Here is a 21,912-nt window from a genome sequence, read left to right as displayed (position 1 = left end):
GAGAGTAGCTTTGCCTTGTTGAAAAAACTGTTAACCATATCGTTAGCTTTTCTTTATCTGCTTGTCTCCAGTGGGTTATTGGTGGAGATTCATCATTGCATGGGGCGTATTGCGGATGCTAGCCTGCATGTTTTTTCCCATGAAAAGAAGGAAGGAACCTGTGGTAAATGTGGCATGCCCAAAACAGAGGAATATGCACATTGCTGTAAGGACGAAGTTAAGCTGGTTAAAGTTGACGATGATCAGAAAGCCGCCGGAATCTATTACCAACTGGAGGCTCCGGTAGCAGAACTGAACCCGGCCCCCTTGCAGGACTGGCTGCAGCCCGAAACGGATCTGAAAGCAGTTGTATTACCTCCGGCGCATGGGCCGCCAATAGGAGAAGATTCCGATTTTCAGTCGCTTTATTGCATTTTCAGAATTTGAGATACGGATGGTTTATACTATGCAGACTTCCTGTCTGCCCAACTGTCTATTATTTAAATCTCAAATTCAACAATCATGAAACTCATCACGTTAGTATCCTTTTTATTTGTAACAACGATCGCTTTTGGCCAGAAGAAAACCGAATCTATTAAGGTTTGGGGAAATTGTGGCATGTGTAAAAAGACCATCGAAACCGCAGCTTCAAATGCCGGAGCAACCAGTGCCGACTGGAATGAAGAAACCAAAGTATTGCAGGTAAGCTATAAGGCTAAGAAAACCTCTTCCGATAAAATTCAGCAGGCGATTGCCAATGCAGGCTACGACACTGAAAAGTTTACTGCTGATCAGGCTGTGTATGATAACTTACATGGTTGCTGCAAGTACGACCGGAAAGACGCAACTGCTTCTGTTAGCGCACCTGAAGCAACTGCTGATTGCTGTAAAGACGGTAAGTGCAGTAAAGACCATGCAAAAGCAGCTCATTGCAAAGACTGCTGCAAAGATGGTGTTTGTAAAAAAGGAAGCGATTGCTGCAAGGAAGGCAATTGCTGTAAAGATGGAAAGTGCAGCAAAGGTGGCGACTGTTGTAAAAAATAAACATTCATTTCTAAATAAGCAACAAGATGAAACAAGTATTGATAGCTTGTTTACTGGTGCTCTTTGGGATGAATGCCAATGCACAATTCTCAAAAGCCAGTTTACAGGCGAGTGGGCTTACCTGTGCACTATGCACAAAAGCCATTAATAATTCACTGGAACAATTAACCTTTATCAAATCGGTTAAACCGGATATCAAAACTTCTACCTTTTTGATTGAATTCAAAGAAGGAGCAGAAATCGATATCGATGCGCTTCGTAAAGGAGTAGAGGATGCTGGATTCTCGGTAGCCAAACTTCAGCTGACCGGTAATTTTGATCAGTTGGCTGTGGCCCAGGATGAACATGCGACCATCAATGGAAAAACCTTCCATTTTTTGGCGGTTAAAAAGCAGACACTATCCGGCGAACAGGTTTTAACCATGGTTGATAAAAACTTTGTTCCGGCAAAGGACTTCAAAAAATACAGTAAATCCAGCTCCATGTCCTGCGTTCAGACAGGAAAGGCGGGCGATTGCTGTAAAAAAGAAGGACTGTCTGCCGACAGCCGCATTTATCACGTTACGATTTAATATTGAAACAGTCCGGGTGATTTCAACCACCCGGACTTAATTTTACTGTATGAAACAAACGGTTCTTTCTGTTTTGCTGGCATTGTCGTTTACTATTGCGTATGCACAGCCGAAAATTGGAGATATGGCACCTGAAATCCGGTTGAAAAACCTGGCCGGAAAGGAAATTTCTTTATCTCAATTGAAAGGTAGTTATGTGCTGGTGGATTTCTGGGCAAGCTGGTGTGCACCCTGCCGAAAATCAAATAAACAACTCGGTCCCATCTATGACCTTTATAAGAAAAAGGGATTTGAGATTTATGGTATCAGCCTGGATGAAGAAGAAGCTGCCTGGAAAAAAGCGGTAGCTGCAGATAAAATCAACTGGGTCCAAACCCGTGAAGCCGGAGGCTGGTATGCACCGGTTGCACTGGCGTGGGGAATTGAACAATTACCAACCTCTTATTTACTGGACAAAACAGGAAGGATCCTATCCATTGATCCAAGCGCTGGTGAAGTTGAATTAGTGCTTCGCCAGGGCTTAAAATAATTGAAATGAGAGCTTTTTGGATTGCACTTGGGTGCCTTTTCTTTTCTTTTGGTACCCAGGCCCAGGAATTGTATGTATTTACCGATCCGGCTTCCAACCTGCCGGCTCAATCGCTTAGTGCGAAACTGACTGCCCGATTTGCAGATTTGCCACAATCCGGAATGATTCGTCAGCGCTACATGCCAGAATTGATGGCCGGATTGCATAAAAACTGGATGGGCCGGGTGAGTACCACTTTTTCCAATTTTTATCAATCAGGACAGCGATGGGAATCAGTTAAGGGCTACGTTAAATGGCGGTTCTTTTCCGAGGATGGCATCCATCGTCATTTCCGTATGGCTGCATTTGCAGATGCCGCATTTAGCCGGAACAACATGATTTATGACGAAATGAATCTGGATGGGGATAATAGTGGGATTCAGTTTGGTTTGATCGGAACGCAACTCTTACACAAGCTGGCTATTTCCGGAACTGCCAGTTATATAAGGGTCTTTGATGAGAAGTTCAAAACGATGAGAGACATGCACGATCAGGATGCCCTGATGTACAGTTTGTCTGCTGGTTACCTGCTTTTTCCAACATCCTATTCAGCGTATGAACAGGTCAATCTAAACCTGTATGTAGAAGTATTGGGGATGAAGGGCCTTGGTCCGGGTACCCATTATTTGGACATTGCTCCTTCTATACAATTGATTTTCAATAGTTCAACCAAGCTTAATCTGGGTGCCAGGTTGGAGGCTTCCGGAAATGCGACCCGGATCGCCCGGAATAATTATTTCCTCAGCCTGGAATCCACTTTTCTGAATGTGTGGAAAAAACGCGGAAAATAGACTAAAAGCAGGGTCGGGGGCGTTTTAATGAGAAATCCAATCCTTCCAAATGAGAAAGATTAGTGCACTCTTTGCCTGTTTGGTGCTGGTTGTAACTACAATGGCACAACGGGTCGACCTCGACCGCTTTTCCTTCCAGGTAAATTACCGGGAGTTGCCACAATTACCACTGGATAGTAGTTTTCGAACTTATGATTTCTCCTGTGATATTGGGCCGCTTATGAAGCTGGCGCTTGGTAATGAGTCACCAGCAGAACGCCTTGAGATCATGGGCTGGAAATGGCTTCCAGCTAATGGACATGTATCCGTTCAATTAAAAATGGAAGATCTGATCATTACCAAATCCGATATAAACCAGCGGGAGGAAATCAAAAAGGACAAAAACGGGAATATTGTTAGTAAAAGGATGTGGTATGCTCCCCGTTTAACCTATACCTATGCAGCCCGCGTGCTGATCCGCGATTATACCGGCAGACAGATTGATGAATACCAGATGGTCAATCGTCAACAGACCTTTACCTACCAGGGAACAGAAGTAGGAAATAAAATTGCCGCATTTAATGTGTTGCTAAATATGGTGGTGCTGACCACGCAGGTTAGTAGGGAAGTGCTTTATAATACCATTTATCAACTTTCGGGTAACCTTACCCGTCAGTATGGCTATCTCGAAAAAAGAGTTTCGGATATGGTTTGGGTGGTATCGAATCGCAAACATCCGGAATACAACCGCTTTCGGAATAACTGGGGAATCGTGAAGAACGCACTCTTCAAAATTAATACCAATGAATCGGTTGAGCCTATCTGGAAGGAAGTGCAACCTGCCATCGCCTATTTCGAAAAACTTCGCCGTGAGTATGATGGAAATAGTAAACATGACCGGAAACTTCGTTACGCCACCCATTTCATTCTGAGTAAACTTTATTTTTACCTTGATAAGCCTGAACTGGCTCAGCGGGAAGCTTCGGATTTAATATTGAATGCCTATGACCAGCGGGATGGCTATCACCTGGAGTCAATGGCGAATTATTTGAAAAATGAATTAGCCAATAACCGTCGTAGTACCCGCTATTTTCCTCTTTACATACAAAGCTTTGAGGGACCTCAAAATGTATCCTTATATTCGGGACAGTAATACCGAATATGCCATTGTTTGCCGGACTTGACCTGGGTACCACACATACCAAACTGGTTGTCCTTGATGAAAAGGGCTACCTGCTGCACCAGGCAAAGTCATCCTATACAAAGGGAACTACTACTGAGCTGGACCCACAGGAGATAAGGGACCTGGCAGAAAATCTGCTGCTGGACGCGTTTTCGGTTATAGGTAAACGTGATACTGCACTTTATCTTTCGCTGAGTGCAGCCATGCATAGTTTGATGCTGGTGGATGAAACGGCAACGCCTCTTACTCCACTTTCAACCTGGGCGGATACCAGCAGTCTTTTACTGGTTAATCAATACAAACAGGACCCCAGGGTTCGTAAACTGATTAGTGAAACCGGTACCCCCTTTCATCCCATGACACCCCTGGCTAAATTATGGCAATTGAGGCTGTCAAATCCTGCTTTACTTAACACAGCCTTCAAGTGTGTAGGTATCAAAGAGTTTATCTGGCATTATTTTACAGGACACTGGGAAACGGATTGCACCACAGCTGCTGCAACCGGCATGTATGATCCACTTAAGGCGGATTGGCATCTGTTAGCATTGGAGCTAACCGGGGTAAAAAAAGAACAATTGCCTGATGTGCAGTCGGTTGAATGGATGCGGAAGGAGAATCGTTTTAAAATTGAAGGACTTCAGCTACTACCTGTTTTGGGAGGCTCTGACGGCTGTTTAGCCCAGATCGGAAGTAAAGCAATGCGGCCAGGTACGGCAAGTCTTACGATCGGAACCAGCGGTGCCATCCGGGTGGTACAATCCGCTTTTAAAGCAGATCCGGATAGCGGTTTGTTTTCCTATCAGTTAGATGCCACTCATTTTGTGTGTGGAGGCCCTACCAATAATGGTGGTATTGTTTTACAGTGGTGGGAAGAAGAAATTATGGGGAAATCAGCGCCACTTGGAATGTTGCTGGATTCCTTTGAACAGGAAGCTGCTTCGGTTGTGCCAGGCTGTGAGGGACTGGTTTGTCTGCCTTATTTTGGAGGAGAACGCGCTCCTGTTTGGGATGCCGGTGCTAGCGGTATGTTTGCAGGCGTTCGTTTTCAGCATCGGCAGGCGCATTTTAAAAGAGCCCTGGTAGAAGGCATCTGTTTTATTTTCCGGCAATTACTGGAAAGGATAGAAAAAGTGCACGGACCGGTTCATCGCATTGTTGCAAGCGGAGGTTTTACCAGAAGCAGGTGGTGGGTACAGGTAATGAGTGATGTGCTGGAGCGAACAATCGACGTAGGAGAGGAAGATGCGGATGCTTCTGCGTTAGGAGCTATTGCTATTGCCATGAAGGCAACCGGTTTTTTAACCAAATGGACAGAGTTGGAAACGCATCTTCCGTTCGGTTATAATTCTTTTTACCCCAATGATACGAACAGAACCATCTACCGTAACCAATACCAGGAATTTTTACGCTTATGTCAGTTTTAGTAATTCTGTTGGCACTGGGATTATTGTTCTGGATGACGCTTAATAAATGGAGTCCATTCCTCGCATTACTGGCAGCCACCCTGCTGATCGGGTTGCTGAATGGAATGCCGGTGCCGGAACTTATGCGGGCCATGGAAAAAGGGGTAGGATCCATGCTTGGAAGTATGGCGCTTATTCTTTGCCTTGGAGCCATGCAGGGCAAGGTGCTCGAAAAAACCGGTGCTGCTACTGTTATCAGCCGTTATCACATGGATAGGTTTGGCCGTTCTGGTATTCAGTGGGCGGTACTACTAATGGGATTGCTGGTGGGGATTCCACTTTTTTATAATGCCGGTTTTGTAATCCTGGTTCCCTTTGTTTTTACCATTGCTGCCAGTGCAAAAGTGCCTCTCTTATATGTAGCCATACCAATGGCATCTGCATTGTCGGTTACGCACGGTTTTTTACCACCGCATCCCGGGCCCGTAAGTCTAGCCTCTATTTTTTCTGCCTCTATAGGTAAAACCATGTTGTATGGATTACTGGTGACAGTTCCACTTGTCTGGATAGCGGGTATTGAATTTGGAAAACGATTTCGGCAATTTGGAACCATTCCCCTGATGGAAGATAAAAATGATCAAGAGCAATTACTGCCATCGGTTCGTTCAAGTATGGTGGTTGCGTTATTGCCTGTTCTGCTCATCGCTTTACCAGCCTTACTGGTTAATTTTGTTCCGGCAGAGTCAAAACTGTTGCTGTTTACCCAGGCGATTGGCGATCCGGTTCTTGCCATGCTGATTGCTGCGTTGGCCGCCGGTTATTTTCTTTGCATCAGGAGGGGCGTTTCCGTTCAGGTGCTGATGCAATACTATGGCGCTGCTATTGAAGGGATTGCGGTTATTATGATGGTAATTGCTGGCGGCGGTGCACTGAAGCAGGTATTGACAGATACCGGTATTGCCGCTCAGGTGGCAGATTTCTTTACACAATATGCATTTCCGCCCTTGATAGCAGGCTGGCTGGTCGCAGCTTCTATCCGGATAATAATAGGTTCTGCAACCGTAGCGGGAATTACAGCCGCAGGAATTTTAGCACCCCTGGTGGTTTCCAGCGGCGTATCGCCAGAATGGATGGTGTTGTCCGTTGGTGCCGGCAGTGTATTCTGTTCACATGTAAACGATACCGGTTTCTGGATGTTTAAGGAGTATTATGGGTTGACAGTAAAAGAAACCCTGCTCTCCTGGACCATCATGGAGTCTATTATCTCTGTATTGGGATTGCTGTTAATTCTGCTGCTTTCCAATTTTATCTGATACTTCCGCTAGTCCGTTCCTTTCTGCGGATATCTTTGATAATATGCTCCGCATGAATACGTGAATTTTCAATAAATAATTTATGGGTATTCATGCCTCCGCAAATAACGCCGGCCAGGTATAGTCCGGGTACATTGGTTTCCTGCGTTTTGGGATCGTATTCGGGTTGCCTCACTTCATCCTTACTCAACCGGATACCGCAGGCTTTCAAAAAATCCAGGTTGGGTTCATATCCTGTCAGGGCCAGCACCCAGTCATTCGCGATGGTCAGTTTCCCTTCTGGTGTCTGAATATCTATCTCACGTTCACGAATAGCCGAAACCTGGCTGTTGAAATAGGCCTTAATGGAGCCTTCTTCAATTCGATTGATGATATCCGGTCTTACCCAGTATTTAACACGCTGACCAATTTCTGATTGGCGGATAATCATGGTTACATCCGCGCCTTTTCGCCAGGTTTCAAGGGCAGCATCCACAGCGGAATTCTGGGCCCCGATTACCACTACTTTCTGGAATGCATAAAAATGCGGATCCTTGTAATAATGTGTAACCTTGGGGAGTTCTTCTCCTGGTACGTTTAACTGATAGGGGATGTCGTAAAAACCAGTAGCAATGATTACATAACTGGTACTATAGCGTTCCTTGCTACTGGTAACGGTGAAGCCTTTTTTGCTTTTCCTGACGGATAAAACCTCTTCAAAGAGCCGGATATTCAGCGTATGACTGTGAGTTACACGCCGGTAATATTCCAGTGATTCTGCACGGGTAGGTTTATTGTTATTGGATACAAATGGTACGTTTCCAATTTCCAGCCGTTCGGATGTTGAAAAAAAGGTCATATTGGCCGGATAATGATAAAGTGAATTAACCAGGCAACCTTTTTCCAGGATTACATAATTCAGTTTTGCTTTCCGTGCTTCCAGCGCACAGGCAAGTCCGATTGGTCCTCCTCCAATTATAACCAGGTCATAAGATGTCATGAAGTACGATGTTACTACAAATGCCAAAATTAGGTTCTTTGTAGTAACATCGCATTATTGTTGACCTGTGCTTAGTAAGGCTCAACTTTACCAGAACCTGAAACTTTCACCGTTACCTGCGGATTGCCTTTGTATTTAACTGAGCCGCTTCCACTGATCTTGGCATTCAGTTTGTCGGTTACCCATACCCGCATGTCTCCGGAGCCGCTGGTTTCCGTTTTCATTTCAGTCGTTTCGCACCCGATCATATTGATATCGCCGCTGCCGGAGATGTCCAGGTCGGCATTCCCAACGGATCCTGCACGGATAAGGATATCGCCACTCCCATTCACATCAGCTTCCAGCTGAGGAGTGACCAGTTCCCGGATATCTATTTTTCCAGACCCATTGATATCTGTATAAAACTGATTAGTTTCAATTGGTTCATTCGCATAAATGTCTCCGGAACCATTTACTTTAAAACCATTAATGGAAGGAGATTCAATGAATACTTCTATGGTTTCATAGGAATGAATCCAGGTATTGTTACGGATCTTTAAATTTAATTCCCCATTACTGACAAAAACTTCAATTACATCCTGAATATTTCGTTGTGCACGGATTTCAACCCGATGCTGAGATCCTGTCTTGTAATAAAGTCGTCCTGTTGTTCCAAAATCAATTTTAGTAAAATTGCCGACCTCCCGGATCTCGGATACAACCGGGCCTTTGCCGTTTACTTTTTTACAGGAGGGTAGTAGTGCGCCAATCCCAAGGATCAGTAGCGCGAATAAAAACGTAGTTTTTTTCATGGTATAAAATCTGTATGGTTACTAATTAAAATTCAAGTCGATAGGCGATTACCGGAATAATACCTGCCTGATAAGCAGTTCTGATCCCCCCTTTGACACTGTCGAAATAGCGGGCATAAATATTCTGGCGATTGGTCAGGTTTTGTATATCAAGTGATAATACATGTGTCATACTGGTAGCATTCCATTTCATGCTCAACCGGATATCGGTTCTGAAATAAGCTGGATGCTGTATCGTAAATGCTAATGCTTCGCGATATTTCGCATAGCCCAGCTCAAGTGTTGCTTCCTCATCCATAGGTGTCTCCCGGAAGCCTCCGGCATAAATGACTTTGATATTGGCCGCAAAACTTCGTTGTTTACCGGGATGAATAAATTCTTTGCCCAGCGTAAGTGAATTGGCATGCCCGCCATTGTACCGGGTATTTCGTTCGACACCATCAGCAGGCGTATATTTGGATTGGTAGAAGGAATTGGAAAAAAGAAAATAGAAATTGTTGCGTAACTGTTTTTCCAGTGAAATCTCTACTCCATAATTTTTACCCTTTCCTTGGTTTGTCAGCGGATCAAGTATGTAATTTTCACCGATGTTTAGCGTTGATAAACTGCTGGTATCATAGATGCTTACCGGAACATTAAAGAGTTGCTGGTAATACACTTCAGTTCTCAATCGTAACCCTTTCATTAGTTGCCGGGTATAGGATCCGACCAGGTGATGGGATTTCGTAAAACCCAGTTCCTTATTCGGCTGGATCCAATCACCGTTAATGTTGGTACGGGCAAAATATACACCCATGATCTGTGCCTGGCTGTGCAAGCCGTAACCAAGCCCAAAACTGTTTTTGGAATCCGGTGTCCACTGCATGGCAAAGCGGGGTTCTACTGCTGTTGTTTTATTTAGCATCAAGTGCAGAAAATGCAGGCCGCCAGTAAATACGAGTTGATTGGAAGGTTTGTATTGCCATTGGGCAAAAGCTTGTACCTGTTGAGTTTGATCCTTTACATTAATACGTTCTTCCACTGGTGCCTGGTTGTTTTCCCTGGAATGTTGCAGGAAATTAAAGTTGATTTGCTGAAAGATCACTCCTGCACGAATGGCCTGTTTACGACTCAGTTGGCTATTCAGTGTGCTGCTTACCGTCCATTTGCTCGTTGAGAATTTTTCACGAAAGGGATTGGTGATCGATTCATCATTTTCCATATACTGTTGATCACTGGTGTTTTCCTGTTGGCTATGGACAAGGGCAGTTTTTAATTTTGTGCGAGCGGAAAGCGCGATCGAATGGGTTAATCCATTGGCATTGGTCGCACCTCTGTACCTGCCTCCGTATCTGTTCCATTCTTCCTCCCATTTTGAAGGGTCTTTTTCCATCGGTAAATCCTGGCTATTCCAACCATTGAGTCCAAATAGGGTGAACTGCCCTGCTTTACCTGCAGGCAGGTTAATATTGTAGGAGAGATCACTGAAATTGGTGCTTCCTTCCCCTACTGTTTTTAGTCCCATTTTACTTAATAACCCAAGTGTGGAATACCTGTAATTGACCAGGTAAGACCCTTTGTAGTTTTTACTAAAAGGCCCTTCGCTTGCAACATTGATTCCAAGGACGCCTGCTTCAATGGTATGTTCTCTTTTTTCGTTATTGCCTTTTCGCAACCGGAGATCAAAAACACCTCCTACTGCATTTCCATACTCTGCCGCAAATGCACCGGTTACAAAATCGGAATTGGCAAGTACTTGCGCACTTAGAATAGAAATGCCTCCTCCGCTGCTGCCTTGAACAGAAAAATGGTTGGGATTTGGAATTTCAACACCTTCCATCCGCCACAAAAGTGCATTGGGCGCATTGCCTCGAACCACAATATGATTCCCTCCGTCATTTACGCTGATTACACCTGCAAAACTGGTTGCCATCCGGAGCGGATCGTTAACTGCTGCCGCATAGCGTTGTGTTTCTTCAACTGAAAAAGCTCTGGCGCTAACCAGACTGAGTTCATTTAAGGGTTTTGATCGTACACCACGGGCTTTTACTGTTACTTCTTGCTGTGTTTGAACATCCAGTTCCATGGCAGGATTCAATACCAGTTCCTTTCCTGCATTTAATATGATGTTTTCAAGCAGGATGGGTTTGTAACCGGCATGCGTGATGCGCAGCTGGTGCACCCCAATGGGTACCAACGTAAATTTGAAAGTTCCATCACTGCCTGTTGTAGTGGTTCTCCGCTGACCAATGATTTCTACAGTTGCTCCTGAAATAGGTTGTTGCAGTAGTTGGTCTGTCAGCTGACCTTTTATGGTCTGTTTTACCTGTGCCGTAAGTGGCAATAAAAAGATGCATTGAATAAGGATAAGGTTAATGATCCTGCGATACATAAAATCGTTTTTTTATCCGACAACGATCGATGTCTTTACCCCTACGTGTGCAAAAAAAATATCAGAATAAATGTATGCCACCCGTCCAGCCCAGCCATCCGGTGCGATTACCACCAAGTGAAACTGTTTTGTAAGCTGCTTCTGGTATCGGGTAGGCATAACCGTTAAACTTAATATCCTGGTCAGACTGGTAAACCGAAAATGCAGGTCCGGCAAACAAAGAAAAATGTTTGCTGATTTTCCAGTGAAGATTTACTGTTGCCCTGGTTAAAAGATTGGTGTATTCCCAACTACCAAGGAAAACATATTGGGTACTTGCTTCCAGGTTAAGCGAGAACTGCTTGCCCAGTCGTCTTTCAGTTCCGATGCCATAACCAAAACTAATCACTCTTCTGCCGGTATCCGGATGCGCTCCTCCCAGTAGGATACTGTATAATTTGTGGTTACCTGTTTTAAATGCGGCATTAAAAGGCATGACTTCCGTAGAATAAAAAGCCAGCTTATGATATCCTTTCAATACCACATTGATCAGGCCGATACTATAACCGTCTGAACTGTCTGCAATATTGATTAGTCCGATTTGTACACCATTTAATTTTTTCGCATAATTAAATACGCCCCCGATCTGGACCCCATTCATTTCTCTGCCACTCACATTACCAACTCCGGCAACCTGAAGCCCGGTCACAGCATGATTGGTATAATTAATAACACCTCCAACCTGTCCACCGGTAAAAGATCCCTTCACAAAGTTGACTACTCCTCCTACCTGCACCCCTGTAACGGAATCAAGTACCATGTTGTGTACTCCGGCAACCTGCACGCCTTTCATATTGCCGCCTACTATATTCACAACACCGGCCACCTGTGCATACTGTACATCTTTTTTATTGAGGTTAAATATCCCTCCAAGCTCTGCTCCGTTCACGCCGCCGGAATAACCACCCAGAGCGTTAAAGGAGAAATTATTCACTACCTGTGCATTCATCTTTCCATTACTTGACAGTCCGGGAGTAAGTGAAACCTGCACCGGTCTTACTGTGAAAAACCGACTCAGGTTAATGCTTTGCACTTTAAGTTTGGAGGACAGGAAAAATTTACCAAGAGCCGTGCGCTGCACCCGAAGCGAATCCATCCTTTTATACAAATAGAGCAGGGTAGAGCTATCGGGTTGGGGAATGGCCATATAGAGGGAATCGGGGGCGGGTAACCGGGCCGGACCAACAACAACTGTGGCGCCCTGTAGATCAACGGGCGCCAGTGTGATACGAACTTCCTGGTTATAACCGGAACGGATCGTGACAGTAGTATCTCTGTAAAATTCTTTGCTGACTGTCAGGCTGGCTCTCGGATAACGTGTTTTTAATTTGATCCGGAAATATCCCTGCCGATTGGTAAGCGCCGCTACAAGCCTGTCTTTTTCATAAACGCTGGCATCCCGAACCAACTCGCCGGTTTGGTCATCCCTTACATATCCACTTACCCAATAATGATTATCGTTGGTGGCGGATTCCTTAATTACCAGGCTGAGTTGGAGTGGGGTTCTCCGGATGATAATGTATTGTCCGCTTTCCCTGAACTCAAAACCAGTCGGGAACAGCAGTTCCAGCAGGTTGCGTACCGTTCGGGTACCTGCCGGCAGACTTACCAGGCTGTCTTTTGGAAGTATATTGGAATTGTAACTGAAGTAGAAATTTCCTTTGTTACTGATGATCTCTAGTACATCTGCAATTGGCTGCCGGTTTACGGAAAGGGTTATTTGTTTATTCAAATGTTCCTGTGCCTTCAGGCTGTTCATCATACCCAGAAAACCAAGTAGTATCATTAATTTCCGGAAGATGGTGCGTCTGTTTATACAATTACTCCACATAAATCTGGTCGGCTTTCCGGGTGATGGTAATGTCCAGGGTCTGGGCGATGATGGATAAAACTTCATCCAGTGGCTGGTTTTCAAATACAGTAGTTATGGGCAGTTCCCGGATGGCAGGATTGATAATGACTATATTCGAATCATAGGCTTCATTCAGTACTTCCACCAGTTTCCATAAGGGGGTACGGTCGCAGTTGAACGTACGGGTTCTGTAATACTGATAGAGTTTATCGGTTTGCTGAACCTTTGTCCAGCTTCTTAAATTCTTGCCGGCAATGATCTGTTCTCCCGCATGCAATACGATGGACTGGTTGCCATCACTTACCTGGACAGTTCCCGTTTCCACGATTACAACGGTAACAGAATCCGTTTCCCGGATATTAAAGGAAGTACCCAAAACAGTAACGGTGAGTTGATTAACCTCCACTTCAAATGGTTGCTCAGGGATTCTCTTTACATCAAAAAAAGCCTCCCCTTTCAGTTTAATCCGGCGCTTATTGCGGGCAAACTGTTTTGGATATTCAATGGTTGCGCCTTTGTTCAAAGTGATTTTTGAACTGTCGGGTAATAATTGTTGAAGCGTCGTCTCCTGGCTGGCCAGTTCCATCCACCCGGCGTTTGTCCATTGCCGGTAGATCGTCCAGCCTACTGTACCAGTCACAACAATTGCAAGGATAGCCGCAGCCCTTCTCCACCATCCCGCCAAACTCACCACCTTTCCATCTTCCCGTCTTCCTGTCTTCCCTTCTTCCTTTCCTCCATTTTTCCCCTTTTCCAGTTTTTCCCGCATCCTTTCCCAGGCTGCGTTAACATCTACTGAAGAATTGGCTGCCAGTTCGCGGCTTTTCTCCCAAATCTGCTGGAATTCCTGAAAATACCGTTCATTTTCCGGTGAGGCACTGATCCATTTGAGTGCAGATCGCTGTTGCACCTCTGTGGCTTCTCCCAGCAGGTAGCTGACCAGCAGCTCATCTATGGCATGGTTGGATTGGAAGGGCAGCATATCAGAGATTGAGCAGGATTAATAATAATACGGGTAAAAAATCTTTCAATTTTTCTCTCAGCAAACGGAGTGCTTTCCCCATCTGGTTTTCAATGGTTTTAACCGAAAGGCCCAGGCGATCCGCAATTTCCTGGTACTTCAGTTCTTCATACCGGCTCATTTGAAAGATGGTTCGGCATTGTTCGGGTAATTCACTTAATGCCTTGTTCAGGTGTTGTTGTAGCTCACTTAGCTGGATTTTTTGGGCGGCTCCGCCAGCAGCCGCTTCGGGCATTGCTTTTGCGTACTGCTGATAGGCCGCTTTTACTTTCTGGTGTTTCAGGTAATTCAGGCATTCGTGGTATACAGAGCGGTAGAGATAAGCAGTTGCGGATGATTCGATCTTTAATGTGTCTTTTTTTTCCCAGAGTTTGAAGAAAACCTGTTGCACCATTTCTTCTGCCAGCATGTCTTCCCGTACCAGCGTATAGGCATAGGCGTGGAGGGCTTTAAAATGTGTTTTAAATACCTCTTCAAATCGCAACAATCCAAAATCGGTGCGTACTATGGGCTGCCTGGCTTCAGTAGTGGCCATTGGTTCATGTTGGTGCTGGTATGATATGGGTAAACTCAGCGACACAGGGTCTTTTACCTTTCGACAACCTGCCTGCTTCTTACCCCTATTTCAATTCAAACTATTTTTCACCGGGTCGGGAATCGACCGCAAAACTAAGCCAGGATGGCCCCGGTTCTGGTTAAGGATGTTTAAAATGGTATGAGCGGTCTATAGACCGCTATTAAACAGCGTTTTCATGTATGCAAGGCCTTTCTCTCTTGCAAACCGGATGTTTCGCTCGGGTATTTCGTCGGGATCACCTGGATAGTGTTCCAACGCTTTTTCAATACTTTCTTCCCGCAGCAGGTGCAACATAGGGTAAGGGGATCGGTTTGTATAATTTGCCGGATCAAGCGTATCGGAGCCTGCAAAAAGATAATCCGGGTGAAAGCTGGCAACCTGGTAAATGCCTTCGTAGTCTTCATCTTCAATCAGTTCTTCTGCCATTTCAACCAGATCCAGGTAGTAGATAAAATCGCTAAACCCTTCCGGTAGTATCAGAAAAGCGGTTTCTATTGCAGGATTTTCATCCATTTGCTGAAGTAATTGATGGTACTGTTCCAGTACCTGGTCCGGATCGGTTGCGGATGCCAGTTCAAAATGCACGCTGTTACGCCGTATTTCACGCGCAGCAAACGGACAGAAATTACAACCGATGACCACGTTGTTGATCCAGTTCCGCGTGGCAGTTAGTATGTTTTCTGTGTCCTGCATAGTGCAAATTAAACCCTTATTTTAGCATCTTAAAAAATAGACTAATGGCTGGAACAATCATTACAGTTAATAACAATGGATCCCTTCGTGTGGAAGGTGATTTTGAGATCCGCGATAAAGATGGCAATCTCTATGATTTAGGTGGTCGTACATTGGTGAGTATCTGTCGCTGTGGATTATCACAGAACAAACCATTTTGCGATGGTTCACACAAAGGCCATTTTGAACATGAAGCGAAGGCTTTCGCCCTTCCACCGAAAAAAACGCCTTAATGGGCAGCGGGTTGGGAAACCCGGACATAATCTATTTCCAGGGATTGTGGAAAGATACTGTCATCAATTCCTTTCTGACCGCCCCAGGTACCACCAATGGCAAGGTTGAGGATGAGGTAGAAGGGTTGGTCAAATGGCCAGACTTCCGCCTCATCCTTTTCTTTTTTAAAGCTGAATACGGTATTGCCATCAATTTTAAAATGAATGTGATTTTCCAGCCATTCGATGGCATATACATGAAAATCCTGCCAGTTCATTCGTAAGAGATGACCCTTTGTTTTCTGTGTACCCATCATGTGATTGTAGGCGTCGGTGTGAACACTGGTGAAAACCGAATCCGGGTTGTATCCGACAAATTCCATGATATCAATTTCTCCACTGGTTGGCCAATCGCCATAGGCATCGTCTGTTGGTAACATCCAGATGGCTGGCCAAACCCCGCGCCCTCTGGGCAGCCTTGCCCGAATCTCTATCCGGCCATATCGCCAATCGGCTTTTCCGCGGGTAACCAGGCGGGCCGAATGATATTTGCCCTCCGGGGTTTTATAGGCAGTAATAAACAGCGAGCCATTTCGTATACTCACGGTTTTGGGATCCGCCCTGGTATACACCTGCTTTTCCTGGTTGCCCCAACCATTGCCTCCGATATCATAATCCCATTTGGAAGGATCCGGTAAGCCAGGCTGCGTGAACTCATCCGACCAAACGAGTTTCCACTGTTGTGCCAGTGTGGCCTTTGAACAAAAGGCCAGTAACAGGAAAAAAAGGAACTGTTTCATCTTTCTAAGATAAAAAAAGCCAGGGAAATAGTTCCCTGGCTTTTGTATTCGGTTATATCTGATCGTTAGGCAGCAGTTACCGCCTTGTTTACCAGGTCGGCAGCTTCGCTTAACAAAATAGCGCTCTGAACTTTCAGTCCGCTTTCGTCGATCAGTTTCTTGGCTTCTTCCGCATTGGTTCCCTGCAGACGTACAATGATGGGTACTTCGATATTACCCATGGTCTTGTAAGCGTCAATCACACCCTGCGCTACACGGTCGCAGCGTACGATACCTCCGAAGATATTAATCAGGATCGCTTTCACTTTAGGGTCTTTCAAAATGATGCGGAATCCGGCTTCCACGGTTTGCGCATTGGCAGTACCACCTACATCAAGGAAGTTGGCAGGCTCACCACCGCTGAGTTTGATCATATCCATGGTTGCCATCGCCAGTCCGGCACCATTCACCATACAACCTACGTTACCGTCCAGTTTTACAAAGTTCAGATTGAATTTACCTGCTTCCACTTCAGTCGGATCTTCTTCCGACAAATCGCGCAGGTTGGCCAATTCAGCGTGACGGGTAAGCGCATTGTCATCAATATTCATCTTACAATCCACCGCAATGATTTTTTCATCGGATGTTTTGAAGAGTGGGTTGATTTCCAGCATGGCACAATCCAATCCCACATAGGCATTATACAAATTTGTTACAAACTTCACGCAGTTTTTGAACGCTTCGCCACTCAGTCCGAGGTTGAAAGCGATTTTTCTTGCCTGGAATGCCTGTAAGGGTCCGCCCGGGTGAACCCACTCCTTGAAGATCTTATCCGGTGTGTTGTGCGCCACTTCTTCAATATCCATACCGCCTTCGGTACTGTACATGATTACATTCTGCCCTTTTGCGCGGTCCAGGAGAATAGACAGGTAAAATTCTTTTACGGGATTAGGTCCTTCGTAATACACGTCCTGTGCAACCAGTACTTTGTTAACCACTTTGCCGGCTTCACCGGTCTGGATGGTTACCAGGGTGCCCCCCAATATATTCTGAGCGATTTCTTTAATGGCTTCTGCGTTTTTTCCTACGGCCACCCCTCTTTGTTCGGTTCCGCGTATTTTACCTTTACCACGACCGCCCGCATGAATCTGGGCTTTTACAACAGCAAACTTGCTGCCGTACTGGGTATGGATTGTGCGATAGGCTTCTTCTGCCTCAGCCGGGGTGCTGCAGGCGATGCCTTCCTGCACCGGCACCTGGTATTTCTTCAATAATTCCTTTGCTTGGTATTCGTGCAAGTTCATATAGCAAAATTTGGGGCGAAGATAATAGAAACTGGGCTATAATTTTGCCGCATGTCTGATTTTGAGCAGCTTATAGAAAATAACCTGGCAGCATTAAGAGCCGGCAAAGCCATTCCGGTGCAGGCTGGCAGCTGGTATGGACTTGTAGCAAATGCCGCCTGGGACGCCATTTTGGAACCTTCCACGAAACAGCAACTGAAGCAATTTCAGCTGGCAATACAACCTGTACTGTTTTTTGCAGAGGAGAGACAGTTGGTGCAGTTTGTCAGTGCCTACGACCTGGCTGATACGGAAAAGCTGGAAGCGGGAGAATGGTTGGAGATGAATGGATTCCTGGGTATTGAACAGCAATGGCTTGGAACCATGCAATCAGCAATGGTGGCTATGGTTCAGGATCAGCATCTTTTTACCTTAATCAAACGCCTTCGCGCCCCACTGGTAGGTTTCAGGCTGGCTGCTCCACCGGATCATTAGGGAATCGATGGGTTCTTTCAATACCGAAATCGGTCCAGGTTCTTTTCTCTTCCGCGGTGGTTTTACGGATGCCTTTGTTGAAATTGATATCCTTCGTGTTTTTGTAACCACGGGAATGATCCAGGTGAATACAAATGGCACTGTACCGGATCTGAATTCCTTTTATTCCCTTATTCATCAGGCGTTCACCCAATTCACGGTCCAGGGCTCCATAGCGCATGCGTTCATCATATCCGTTAACTGCCAGGATATCGGTTTTCCAGCCGGAAACATTGTGACCGTTCCAGGTTGCCTTTGTAGGAGTGATAGCATTCATGAATTCAGCCAATCCTCCTTTTACTGAAATCTTGCTGTTTTTGAAGGAAGTGGGTAATCCCTTTGCCTTAAGCCAGGAAAGCCTGAAGCAGTCCTGTGATAAAATATGTTCTTTTGTAATCTCCCTGGAAATAGACATTGGCAGCATAAAATAACCACCGGATAGAAAATGACCATTTTCCCGCCGATCGGCATGTACCTGCAGGAAATCTTTCCTGGGAATACAGTCGCCGTCAGTAAAAACCAAATAATCTGTTTGGGATGCTTCAATGGCTTTGTTCAATATAGTACACTTCCGAAATCCGATATCCTCGTGCCACACATGTTGTATTGGATAACTAACAGTTGCCTTCATTGTTTCGATTAAGGCACGTGTTGTTTCCCCTGAGCCATCATCTGCAATGACCACTTCAAAGTCGCGGTAGCTTTGCGCTTCAAATCCCCACAACACTTTTTCCAGCCATTCCGGAGAATTATAGGTGGTTATAATAACAGATAACTGCATGAATCCAATTGAATTTCCGGCAAAAATATACATTTGTAGGATTGTCGGTACAGACAACCTTTCACCCATGCGAATTTGTATTACCCGCTCTCAACGTTCAACCTATTCTGAAACCTTTATCAAACGTCAGATTGATGAGCTCTCCAAACGTTGTGAGGTGCTAACGCTTCACTCCGGCAGGATGCCTTCCAGGGTAGAGGATGGGCGGAGGATTCATTCACTTCCCTTCTGGATTGGTAACCTGGTGCTGAAAGCAATAACAGGGAACCGGAATAATTATTTCAGCAACTACGGAATGAAAAAAATCCTGTTATCCAACCAGGTTGAACTGGTTTTGGCTAATTATGGATTGTCTGCTGTACACATGGTGCCGGTTTGCAGGGATTTGAACATTCCGTTGATTCCGCATTTTCATGGATATGATGCCACCCAGCTTTCTGTTCTTAAAAAATATGGTGCAGGTTATCGCCAATTATTTGAGTATGCTCCGGCCATTATTGCTGTTTCAAACGTAATGAAGAAGCAATTGGTTAAAATAGGCGCACCCGAAGAAAAAGTAAAGATCATTCCCTATGGCATTCAACTGAATCAATTTAACCCGGATACTACTAAAAAAGCCACTTACCCATTATTGCTTGCAGTCGGACGGTTTACCGAAAAAAAAGCCCCACACGTCACCATTCGTGCTTTTCATGAAGTAATTAAGCTGTTTCCTGATGCGAAACTGGTCATGATTGGTGGGAGGGAAGAAGCATTTGAGCAATGCCAGCAACTCGTTCGTGCCTTATCGATTGAATCGGCTGTGGAGTTTCCTGGTATTTTGCCCCCGGATAAAATTGCAGACTATATGAAACGGGCGCATCTTTTTGTACAGCATTCTGTTACAGCTTCCAATGGAGACATGGAAGGCACCCCCAACTCAATCCTGGAAGCTGCAGCCAGCGGATTGCCCATTGTAAGTACACGTCACGGTGGAATTATGGATGCTGTGGTAGAAGGGGAAACCGGGATTCTGGTGGACGAATGGGATGAAAAAGGAATGGTGGAAGGTATACTGCAGTTGTTATATAATCCGGATCAAATGCGGGTCATGGGTCAAAAAGCCCGACTCCATATGGAGCAACACTATAGTATTGAACAACAGATTCAATCCTTGTTTGATTTGATGAAATCAACCCTGGAAAAAAGTTGATACCATTGCTATTTTTTCTTTTTTAGCTGCGCCTCATAGAGGCTGATCCAATCACTCGGACTCATTCTTGCAGCCAGTTCACCGATGAGTTCCACAGGTACCTGGTCTGGTTTATTAAAACGTATACAGCTTTTACCCATGTCCAATTTGTAGGCATAGCGAGCGGCAAACGCTTCCTGAAACCAACTAAGCAGTTCAGGATCCGAATACATACCCATGTGGTAAACGGCAAAATGATTTTTTTGCGCTGCCAGGCTCATAAAAGGCAGGGGCAGTCTGGGATCACAATGGTAACCGGAAGGATAAATGGAATGCGGAACCACATAACTGATCATGCCGTATTGCATACATTCCTGAAATCCTGTAGGAATGTTTTTTTGAACAATGCTTCGTAATGACTGCATTACGGCTCGTTTCTCTTCCGGTAGTTCTGATAAATAATCCGGCACAGAGGAGGCTGCGGAACTGACCATGGTCTGAAATTTACCCTTAAATTAAACTAATTTGCAGCCCGATGGAAATTACCTGTTCAGCGAAAGAATTGTTTGTTTTCAAAAAAATCGCACATGCTGCTGCCGATTTGGGATTGGAAAGCTATGTGGTTGGGGGATTTGTTCGCGACAAATTATTAGGGCGACTCACAAAAGATGCAGATATCGTTTGCGTGGGCGATGGTATAGCGCTGGCCAATGCAGTTGCACAACGGTTTAGTCCCGCTCCAAGTGTCGCATTCTATAAAAACTTCGGTACGGCAGCACTGAAAATCGAAGAGTTTGATGTGGAGTTTGTTGGTGCCCGAAAGGAGAGTTATCGGTACCATAGCAGGAATCCGGAGGTTGAACCGGGTACCCTGGAAGAAGATCAATTGCGCCGGGATTTTACCATCAATGCCATGGCTGTCAGCCTGAATGAGCAGAACTATGGAGTATTGATAGATCCGTTTAAGGGCCGCAAAGACCTGGAAAATAAAATCATCCGCACTCCGCTGGAACCCGGCCAAACCTTTAGCGATGACCCGCTGCGCATGCTGCGGGCGATCCGCTTTGCGTCCCAGCTGGGCTTTTCCATTGAAGAAAGCACATGGAAAGGTATTTGCATGCATGTGGAACGAATCCGCATAATATCACAGGAACGCATAACCGAAGAGCTCAATAAAATTTTACAAAGTACACAACCTTCCATAGGGCTTGATCTGTTGTACAAATCCGGTTTGTTGCATATTATATTCCCGCAACTGGTAGACCTTGCCGGTGCAGAGTATATTGATGGTAAAGGGCACAAGGATAATTTTTACCATACGTTGCAGGTGGTGGATAATATTGCTGTTCATACCAATGATCTGTGGTTGCGCTGGGCTGCTCTTTTGCATGATATTGGAAAACCTGCAACAAAAAAATTTGAACCGGGTCATGGATGGACCTTTCATGGGCATGAAGTAGTCGGTGGGCGAATGGTGCCAAGGATCTTTGCTAAGCTGAAGCTCCCGCAGAATGAAAAAATGCGATATGTAAGAAAACTGGTGGAACTCCATTTAAGACCTATCAGTTTGACAAAAGAAAATATTACAGACAGTGCTATCCGGCGCCTGCTATTCGATGCAGGAGATGAAATTGAGGATCTGATGCTTTTATGTTCTGCCGATATCACGTCAAAGAATAAGTTTAAGGTTAAAAAGTACCTGAGCAATTTTGCCCTGGTGAAACAACGTTTGCAGGAGGTGGAAGAAAATGACCGTATACGCAACTGGCAACCTCCGATTTCCGGGGAGCTCATCATGGAAATTTTCGGATTGGCTCCCGGGCGTATTGTGGGAGATATTAAAAATGCGATCCGGGAAGCCATCCTGGATGGAGAAATTCCAAATAGTTACGAAGCCGCTTACACCCTGATGGTGGAGAAAGCAAAGGAATACAACCTGCAACCGAAGCAGTAATGCC

Annotated in this window: 23 protein-coding genes; 12 read left to right on the top strand and 11 right to left on the bottom strand. The window is 45.2% G+C overall.

What is annotated here, in order from left to right:
- Positions 1-18 precede the first annotated feature (18 nt).
- From MD536_RS06420 to MD536_RS06385, 8 genes are all read left to right on the top strand, one after another.
- The gene (locus MD536_RS06420) at positions 19-426 is read left to right on the top strand and encodes an HYC_CC_PP family protein (protein ID WP_239596876.1); all 408 of its coding nucleotides are present in this window, start codon (positions 19-21) and stop codon (positions 424-426) included.
- Between the two features lie 75 nt (positions 427-501).
- A complete protein-coding gene (locus MD536_RS06415; RefSeq protein WP_239596875.1) occupies positions 502-1,023 on the top strand; it encodes a heavy-metal-associated domain-containing protein in 522 nt (173 codons plus the stop codon).
- A 26-nt stretch (positions 1,024-1,049) separates the two neighbouring features.
- Positions 1,050-1,595 (top strand): heavy-metal-associated domain-containing protein, encoded by a 546-nt coding sequence (locus MD536_RS06410; RefSeq protein WP_239596874.1) that lies wholly within the window; start codon positions 1,050-1,052, stop codon positions 1,593-1,595.
- A gap of 49 nt (positions 1,596-1,644) precedes the next feature.
- Positions 1,645-2,124: a TlpA family protein disulfide reductase gene (locus MD536_RS06405; RefSeq protein ID WP_239596873.1), complete on the top strand. Its 480-nt coding sequence runs from the start codon at positions 1,645-1,647 to the stop codon at positions 2,122-2,124.
- Positions 2,125-2,129: 5 nt separating this feature from the next.
- Positions 2,130-2,954 carry a hypothetical protein gene (locus MD536_RS06400; RefSeq protein ID WP_239596872.1) on the top strand — a complete coding sequence of 275 codons (825 nt, stop codon included), beginning with the start codon at positions 2,130-2,132 and terminating at the stop codon, positions 2,952-2,954.
- Between the two features lie 49 nt (positions 2,955-3,003).
- Entirely contained in the window at positions 3,004-4,086 is a 1,083-nt protein-coding gene (locus tag MD536_RS06395; protein ID WP_239596871.1) for a hypothetical protein, read from the top strand.
- A gap of 8 nt (positions 4,087-4,094) precedes the next feature.
- A complete protein-coding gene (locus MD536_RS06390; RefSeq protein ID WP_239596869.1) occupies positions 4,095-5,540 on the top strand; it encodes a gluconokinase in 1,446 nt (481 codons plus the stop codon).
- Positions 5,528-6,832, top strand: coding sequence for a gluconate:H+ symporter (locus tag MD536_RS06385; protein ID WP_239596867.1), 1,305 nt, complete (start codon positions 5,528-5,530; stop codon positions 6,830-6,832). Before MD536_RS06390 ends, MD536_RS06385 begins: the two co-directional genes overlap by 13 nt.
- On the opposite strand, the gene MD536_RS06380 is transcribed toward MD536_RS06385, so the two are convergent.
- From MD536_RS06380 to MD536_RS06350, 7 genes are all read right to left on the bottom strand, one after another.
- Entirely contained in the window at positions 6,825-7,811 is a 987-nt protein-coding gene (locus tag MD536_RS06380) for a YpdA family putative bacillithiol disulfide reductase (protein ID WP_239596866.1), read from the bottom strand. The genes MD536_RS06385 and MD536_RS06380 overlap by 8 nt on opposite strands.
- Before the next feature lie 71 nt (positions 7,812-7,882).
- Positions 7,883-8,602 carry a head GIN domain-containing protein gene (locus MD536_RS06375; RefSeq protein WP_239596863.1) on the bottom strand — a complete coding sequence of 240 codons (720 nt, stop codon included), beginning with the start codon at positions 8,600-8,602 and terminating at the stop codon, positions 7,883-7,885.
- A 25-nt stretch (positions 8,603-8,627) separates the two neighbouring features.
- The gene (locus tag MD536_RS06370) at positions 8,628-10,973 is read right to left on the bottom strand and encodes a TonB-dependent receptor (protein WP_239596862.1); all 2,346 of its coding nucleotides are present in this window, start codon (positions 10,971-10,973) and stop codon (positions 8,628-8,630) included.
- Positions 10,974-11,034: 61 nt separating this feature from the next.
- Positions 11,035-12,843, bottom strand: coding sequence for a peptidase associated/transthyretin-like domain-containing protein (locus tag MD536_RS06365; RefSeq protein ID WP_239596860.1), 1,809 nt, complete (start codon positions 12,841-12,843; stop codon positions 11,035-11,037).
- Complete coding sequence (locus tag MD536_RS06360; RefSeq protein WP_239596859.1) at positions 12,833-13,846, bottom strand: FecR family protein; 1,014 nt, start codon at positions 13,844-13,846, stop codon at positions 12,833-12,835. The genes MD536_RS06365 and MD536_RS06360 overlap by 11 nt, the downstream gene beginning before the upstream one ends.
- A gap of 1 nt (position 13,847) precedes the next feature.
- Positions 13,848-14,420: an RNA polymerase sigma-70 factor gene (locus tag MD536_RS06355; protein ID WP_239596857.1), complete on the bottom strand. Its 573-nt coding sequence runs from the start codon at positions 14,418-14,420 to the stop codon at positions 13,848-13,850.
- 189 nt (positions 14,421-14,609) lie between these two features.
- Complete coding sequence (locus tag MD536_RS06350; RefSeq protein ID WP_239596855.1) at positions 14,610-15,155, bottom strand: DUF1415 domain-containing protein; 546 nt, start codon at positions 15,153-15,155, stop codon at positions 14,610-14,612.
- Positions 15,156-15,199: 44 nt separating this feature from the next.
- Between MD536_RS06350 and MD536_RS06345 the strand changes: the two genes are divergently transcribed.
- Complete coding sequence (locus MD536_RS06345; protein WP_234864036.1) at positions 15,200-15,427, top strand: CDGSH iron-sulfur domain-containing protein; 228 nt, start codon at positions 15,200-15,202, stop codon at positions 15,425-15,427.
- On the opposite strand, the gene MD536_RS06340 is transcribed toward MD536_RS06345, so the two are convergent.
- Both MD536_RS06340 and sucC read right to left on the bottom strand, forming a co-directional pair.
- Positions 15,424-16,206, bottom strand: a complete 783-nt coding sequence (locus MD536_RS06340; protein ID WP_239596854.1) for a glycoside hydrolase family 16 protein — start codon at positions 16,204-16,206, stop codon at positions 15,424-15,426. The two genes, MD536_RS06345 and MD536_RS06340, sit on opposite strands and share 4 nt — an antisense overlap.
- 65 nt (positions 16,207-16,271) lie before the next feature.
- Positions 16,272-17,489, bottom strand: a complete 1,218-nt coding sequence (sucC, locus tag MD536_RS06335) for an ADP-forming succinate--CoA ligase subunit beta (protein ID WP_239596852.1) — start codon at positions 17,487-17,489, stop codon at positions 16,272-16,274.
- 51 nt (positions 17,490-17,540) lie between these two features.
- On the opposite strand from sucC, the gene MD536_RS06330 reads away from it, so the two are divergent.
- The gene (locus MD536_RS06330) at positions 17,541-17,963 is read left to right on the top strand and encodes a hypothetical protein (RefSeq protein ID WP_239596850.1); all 423 of its coding nucleotides are present in this window, start codon (positions 17,541-17,543) and stop codon (positions 17,961-17,963) included.
- On the opposite strand, the gene MD536_RS06325 is transcribed toward MD536_RS06330, so the two are convergent.
- Entirely contained in the window at positions 17,935-18,783 is an 849-nt protein-coding gene (locus tag MD536_RS06325) for a glycosyltransferase family 2 protein (RefSeq protein WP_239596848.1), read from the bottom strand. The genes MD536_RS06330 and MD536_RS06325 overlap by 29 nt on opposite strands.
- 67 nt (positions 18,784-18,850) lie before the next feature.
- Between MD536_RS06325 and MD536_RS06320 the strand changes: the two genes are divergently transcribed.
- Positions 18,851-19,975: a glycosyltransferase family 4 protein gene (locus MD536_RS06320; protein ID WP_239596843.1), complete on the top strand. Its 1,125-nt coding sequence runs from the start codon at positions 18,851-18,853 to the stop codon at positions 19,973-19,975.
- 8 nt (positions 19,976-19,983) lie between these two features.
- Here MD536_RS06320 and MD536_RS06315 read toward each other — a convergent pair whose 3' ends face one another.
- On the bottom strand, positions 19,984-20,448 hold the full coding sequence (locus MD536_RS06315) for a DUF1801 domain-containing protein (RefSeq protein WP_239596841.1): 465 nt from the start codon (positions 20,446-20,448) through the stop codon (positions 19,984-19,986).
- Positions 20,449-20,489: 41 nt separating this feature from the next.
- Here MD536_RS06315 and MD536_RS06310 point away from each other — a divergent pair, with 41 nt between their 5' ends.
- Positions 20,490-21,908: a CCA tRNA nucleotidyltransferase gene (locus MD536_RS06310; RefSeq protein ID WP_239596840.1), complete on the top strand. Its 1,419-nt coding sequence runs from the start codon at positions 20,490-20,492 to the stop codon at positions 21,906-21,908.
- Positions 21,909-21,912 lie beyond the last annotated feature (4 nt).

The organism is Flavihumibacter cheonanensis (genome assembly GCF_022352215.1).
GTDB classification, from domain to species: Bacteria; Bacteroidota; Bacteroidia; order Chitinophagales; family Chitinophagaceae; genus Flavihumibacter; species Flavihumibacter cheonanensis.
Note: the sequence above shows the minus strand (reverse complement) of the source record. Positions and strands in the feature narration are given on the sequence as shown.

Bases quoted from the DNA above. Each gene is read 5' to 3' on its own strand.
- MD536_RS06415 (WP_239596875.1), top strand. From the start codon at position 502: ATGAAACTCATCACGTTAGTATCCTTTTTATTTGTAACAACGATCGCT.
- MD536_RS06410 (WP_239596874.1), top strand. From the start codon at position 1,050: ATGAAACAAGTATTGATAGCTTGTTTACTGGTGCTCTTTGGGATGAAT.
- MD536_RS06405 (WP_239596873.1), top strand. From the start codon at position 1,645: ATGAAACAAACGGTTCTTTCTGTTTTGCTGGCATTGTCGTTTACTATT.
- MD536_RS06400 (WP_239596872.1), top strand. From the start codon at position 2,130: ATGAGAGCTTTTTGGATTGCACTTGGGTGCCTTTTCTTTTCTTTTGGT.
- MD536_RS06395 (WP_239596871.1), top strand. From the start codon at position 3,004: ATGAGAAAGATTAGTGCACTCTTTGCCTGTTTGGTGCTGGTTGTAACT.
- MD536_RS06390 (WP_239596869.1), top strand. From the start codon at position 4,095: ATGCCATTGTTTGCCGGACTTGACCTGGGTACCACACATACCAAACTG.
- MD536_RS06385 (WP_239596867.1), top strand. From the start codon at position 5,528: ATGTCAGTTTTAGTAATTCTGTTGGCACTGGGATTATTGTTCTGGATG.
- MD536_RS06380 (WP_239596866.1), bottom strand. From the start codon at position 7,811: ATGACATCTTATGACCTGGTTATAATTGGAGGAGGACCAATCGGACTT.
- MD536_RS06375 (WP_239596863.1), bottom strand. From the start codon at position 8,602: ATGAAAAAAACTACGTTTTTATTCGCGCTACTGATCCTTGGGATTGGC.
- MD536_RS06370 (WP_239596862.1), bottom strand. From the start codon at position 10,973: ATGTATCGCAGGATCATTAACCTTATCCTTATTCAATGCATCTTTTTA.
- MD536_RS06365 (WP_239596860.1), bottom strand. From the start codon at position 12,843: ATGTGGAGTAATTGTATAAACAGACGCACCATCTTCCGGAAATTAATG.
- MD536_RS06360 (WP_239596859.1), bottom strand. From the start codon at position 13,846: ATGCTGCCCTTCCAATCCAACCATGCCATAGATGAGCTGCTGGTCAGC.
- MD536_RS06355 (WP_239596857.1), bottom strand. From the start codon at position 14,420: ATGGCCACTACTGAAGCCAGGCAGCCCATAGTACGCACCGATTTTGGA.
- MD536_RS06350 (WP_239596855.1), bottom strand. From the start codon at position 15,155: ATGCAGGACACAGAAAACATACTAACTGCCACGCGGAACTGGATCAAC.
- MD536_RS06345 (WP_234864036.1), top strand. From the start codon at position 15,200: ATGGCTGGAACAATCATTACAGTTAATAACAATGGATCCCTTCGTGTG.
- MD536_RS06340 (WP_239596854.1), bottom strand. From the start codon at position 16,206: ATGAAACAGTTCCTTTTTTTCCTGTTACTGGCCTTTTGTTCAAAGGCC.
- sucC (WP_239596852.1), bottom strand. From the start codon at position 17,489: ATGAACTTGCACGAATACCAAGCAAAGGAATTATTGAAGAAATACCAG.
- MD536_RS06330 (WP_239596850.1), top strand. From the start codon at position 17,541: ATGTCTGATTTTGAGCAGCTTATAGAAAATAACCTGGCAGCATTAAGA.
- MD536_RS06325 (WP_239596848.1), bottom strand. From the start codon at position 18,783: ATGCAGTTATCTGTTATTATAACCACCTATAATTCTCCGGAATGGCTG.
- MD536_RS06320 (WP_239596843.1), top strand. From the start codon at position 18,851: ATGCGAATTTGTATTACCCGCTCTCAACGTTCAACCTATTCTGAAACC.
- MD536_RS06315 (WP_239596841.1), bottom strand. From the start codon at position 20,448: ATGGTCAGTTCCGCAGCCTCCTCTGTGCCGGATTATTTATCAGAACTA.
- MD536_RS06310 (WP_239596840.1), top strand. From the start codon at position 20,490: ATGGAAATTACCTGTTCAGCGAAAGAATTGTTTGTTTTCAAAAAAATC.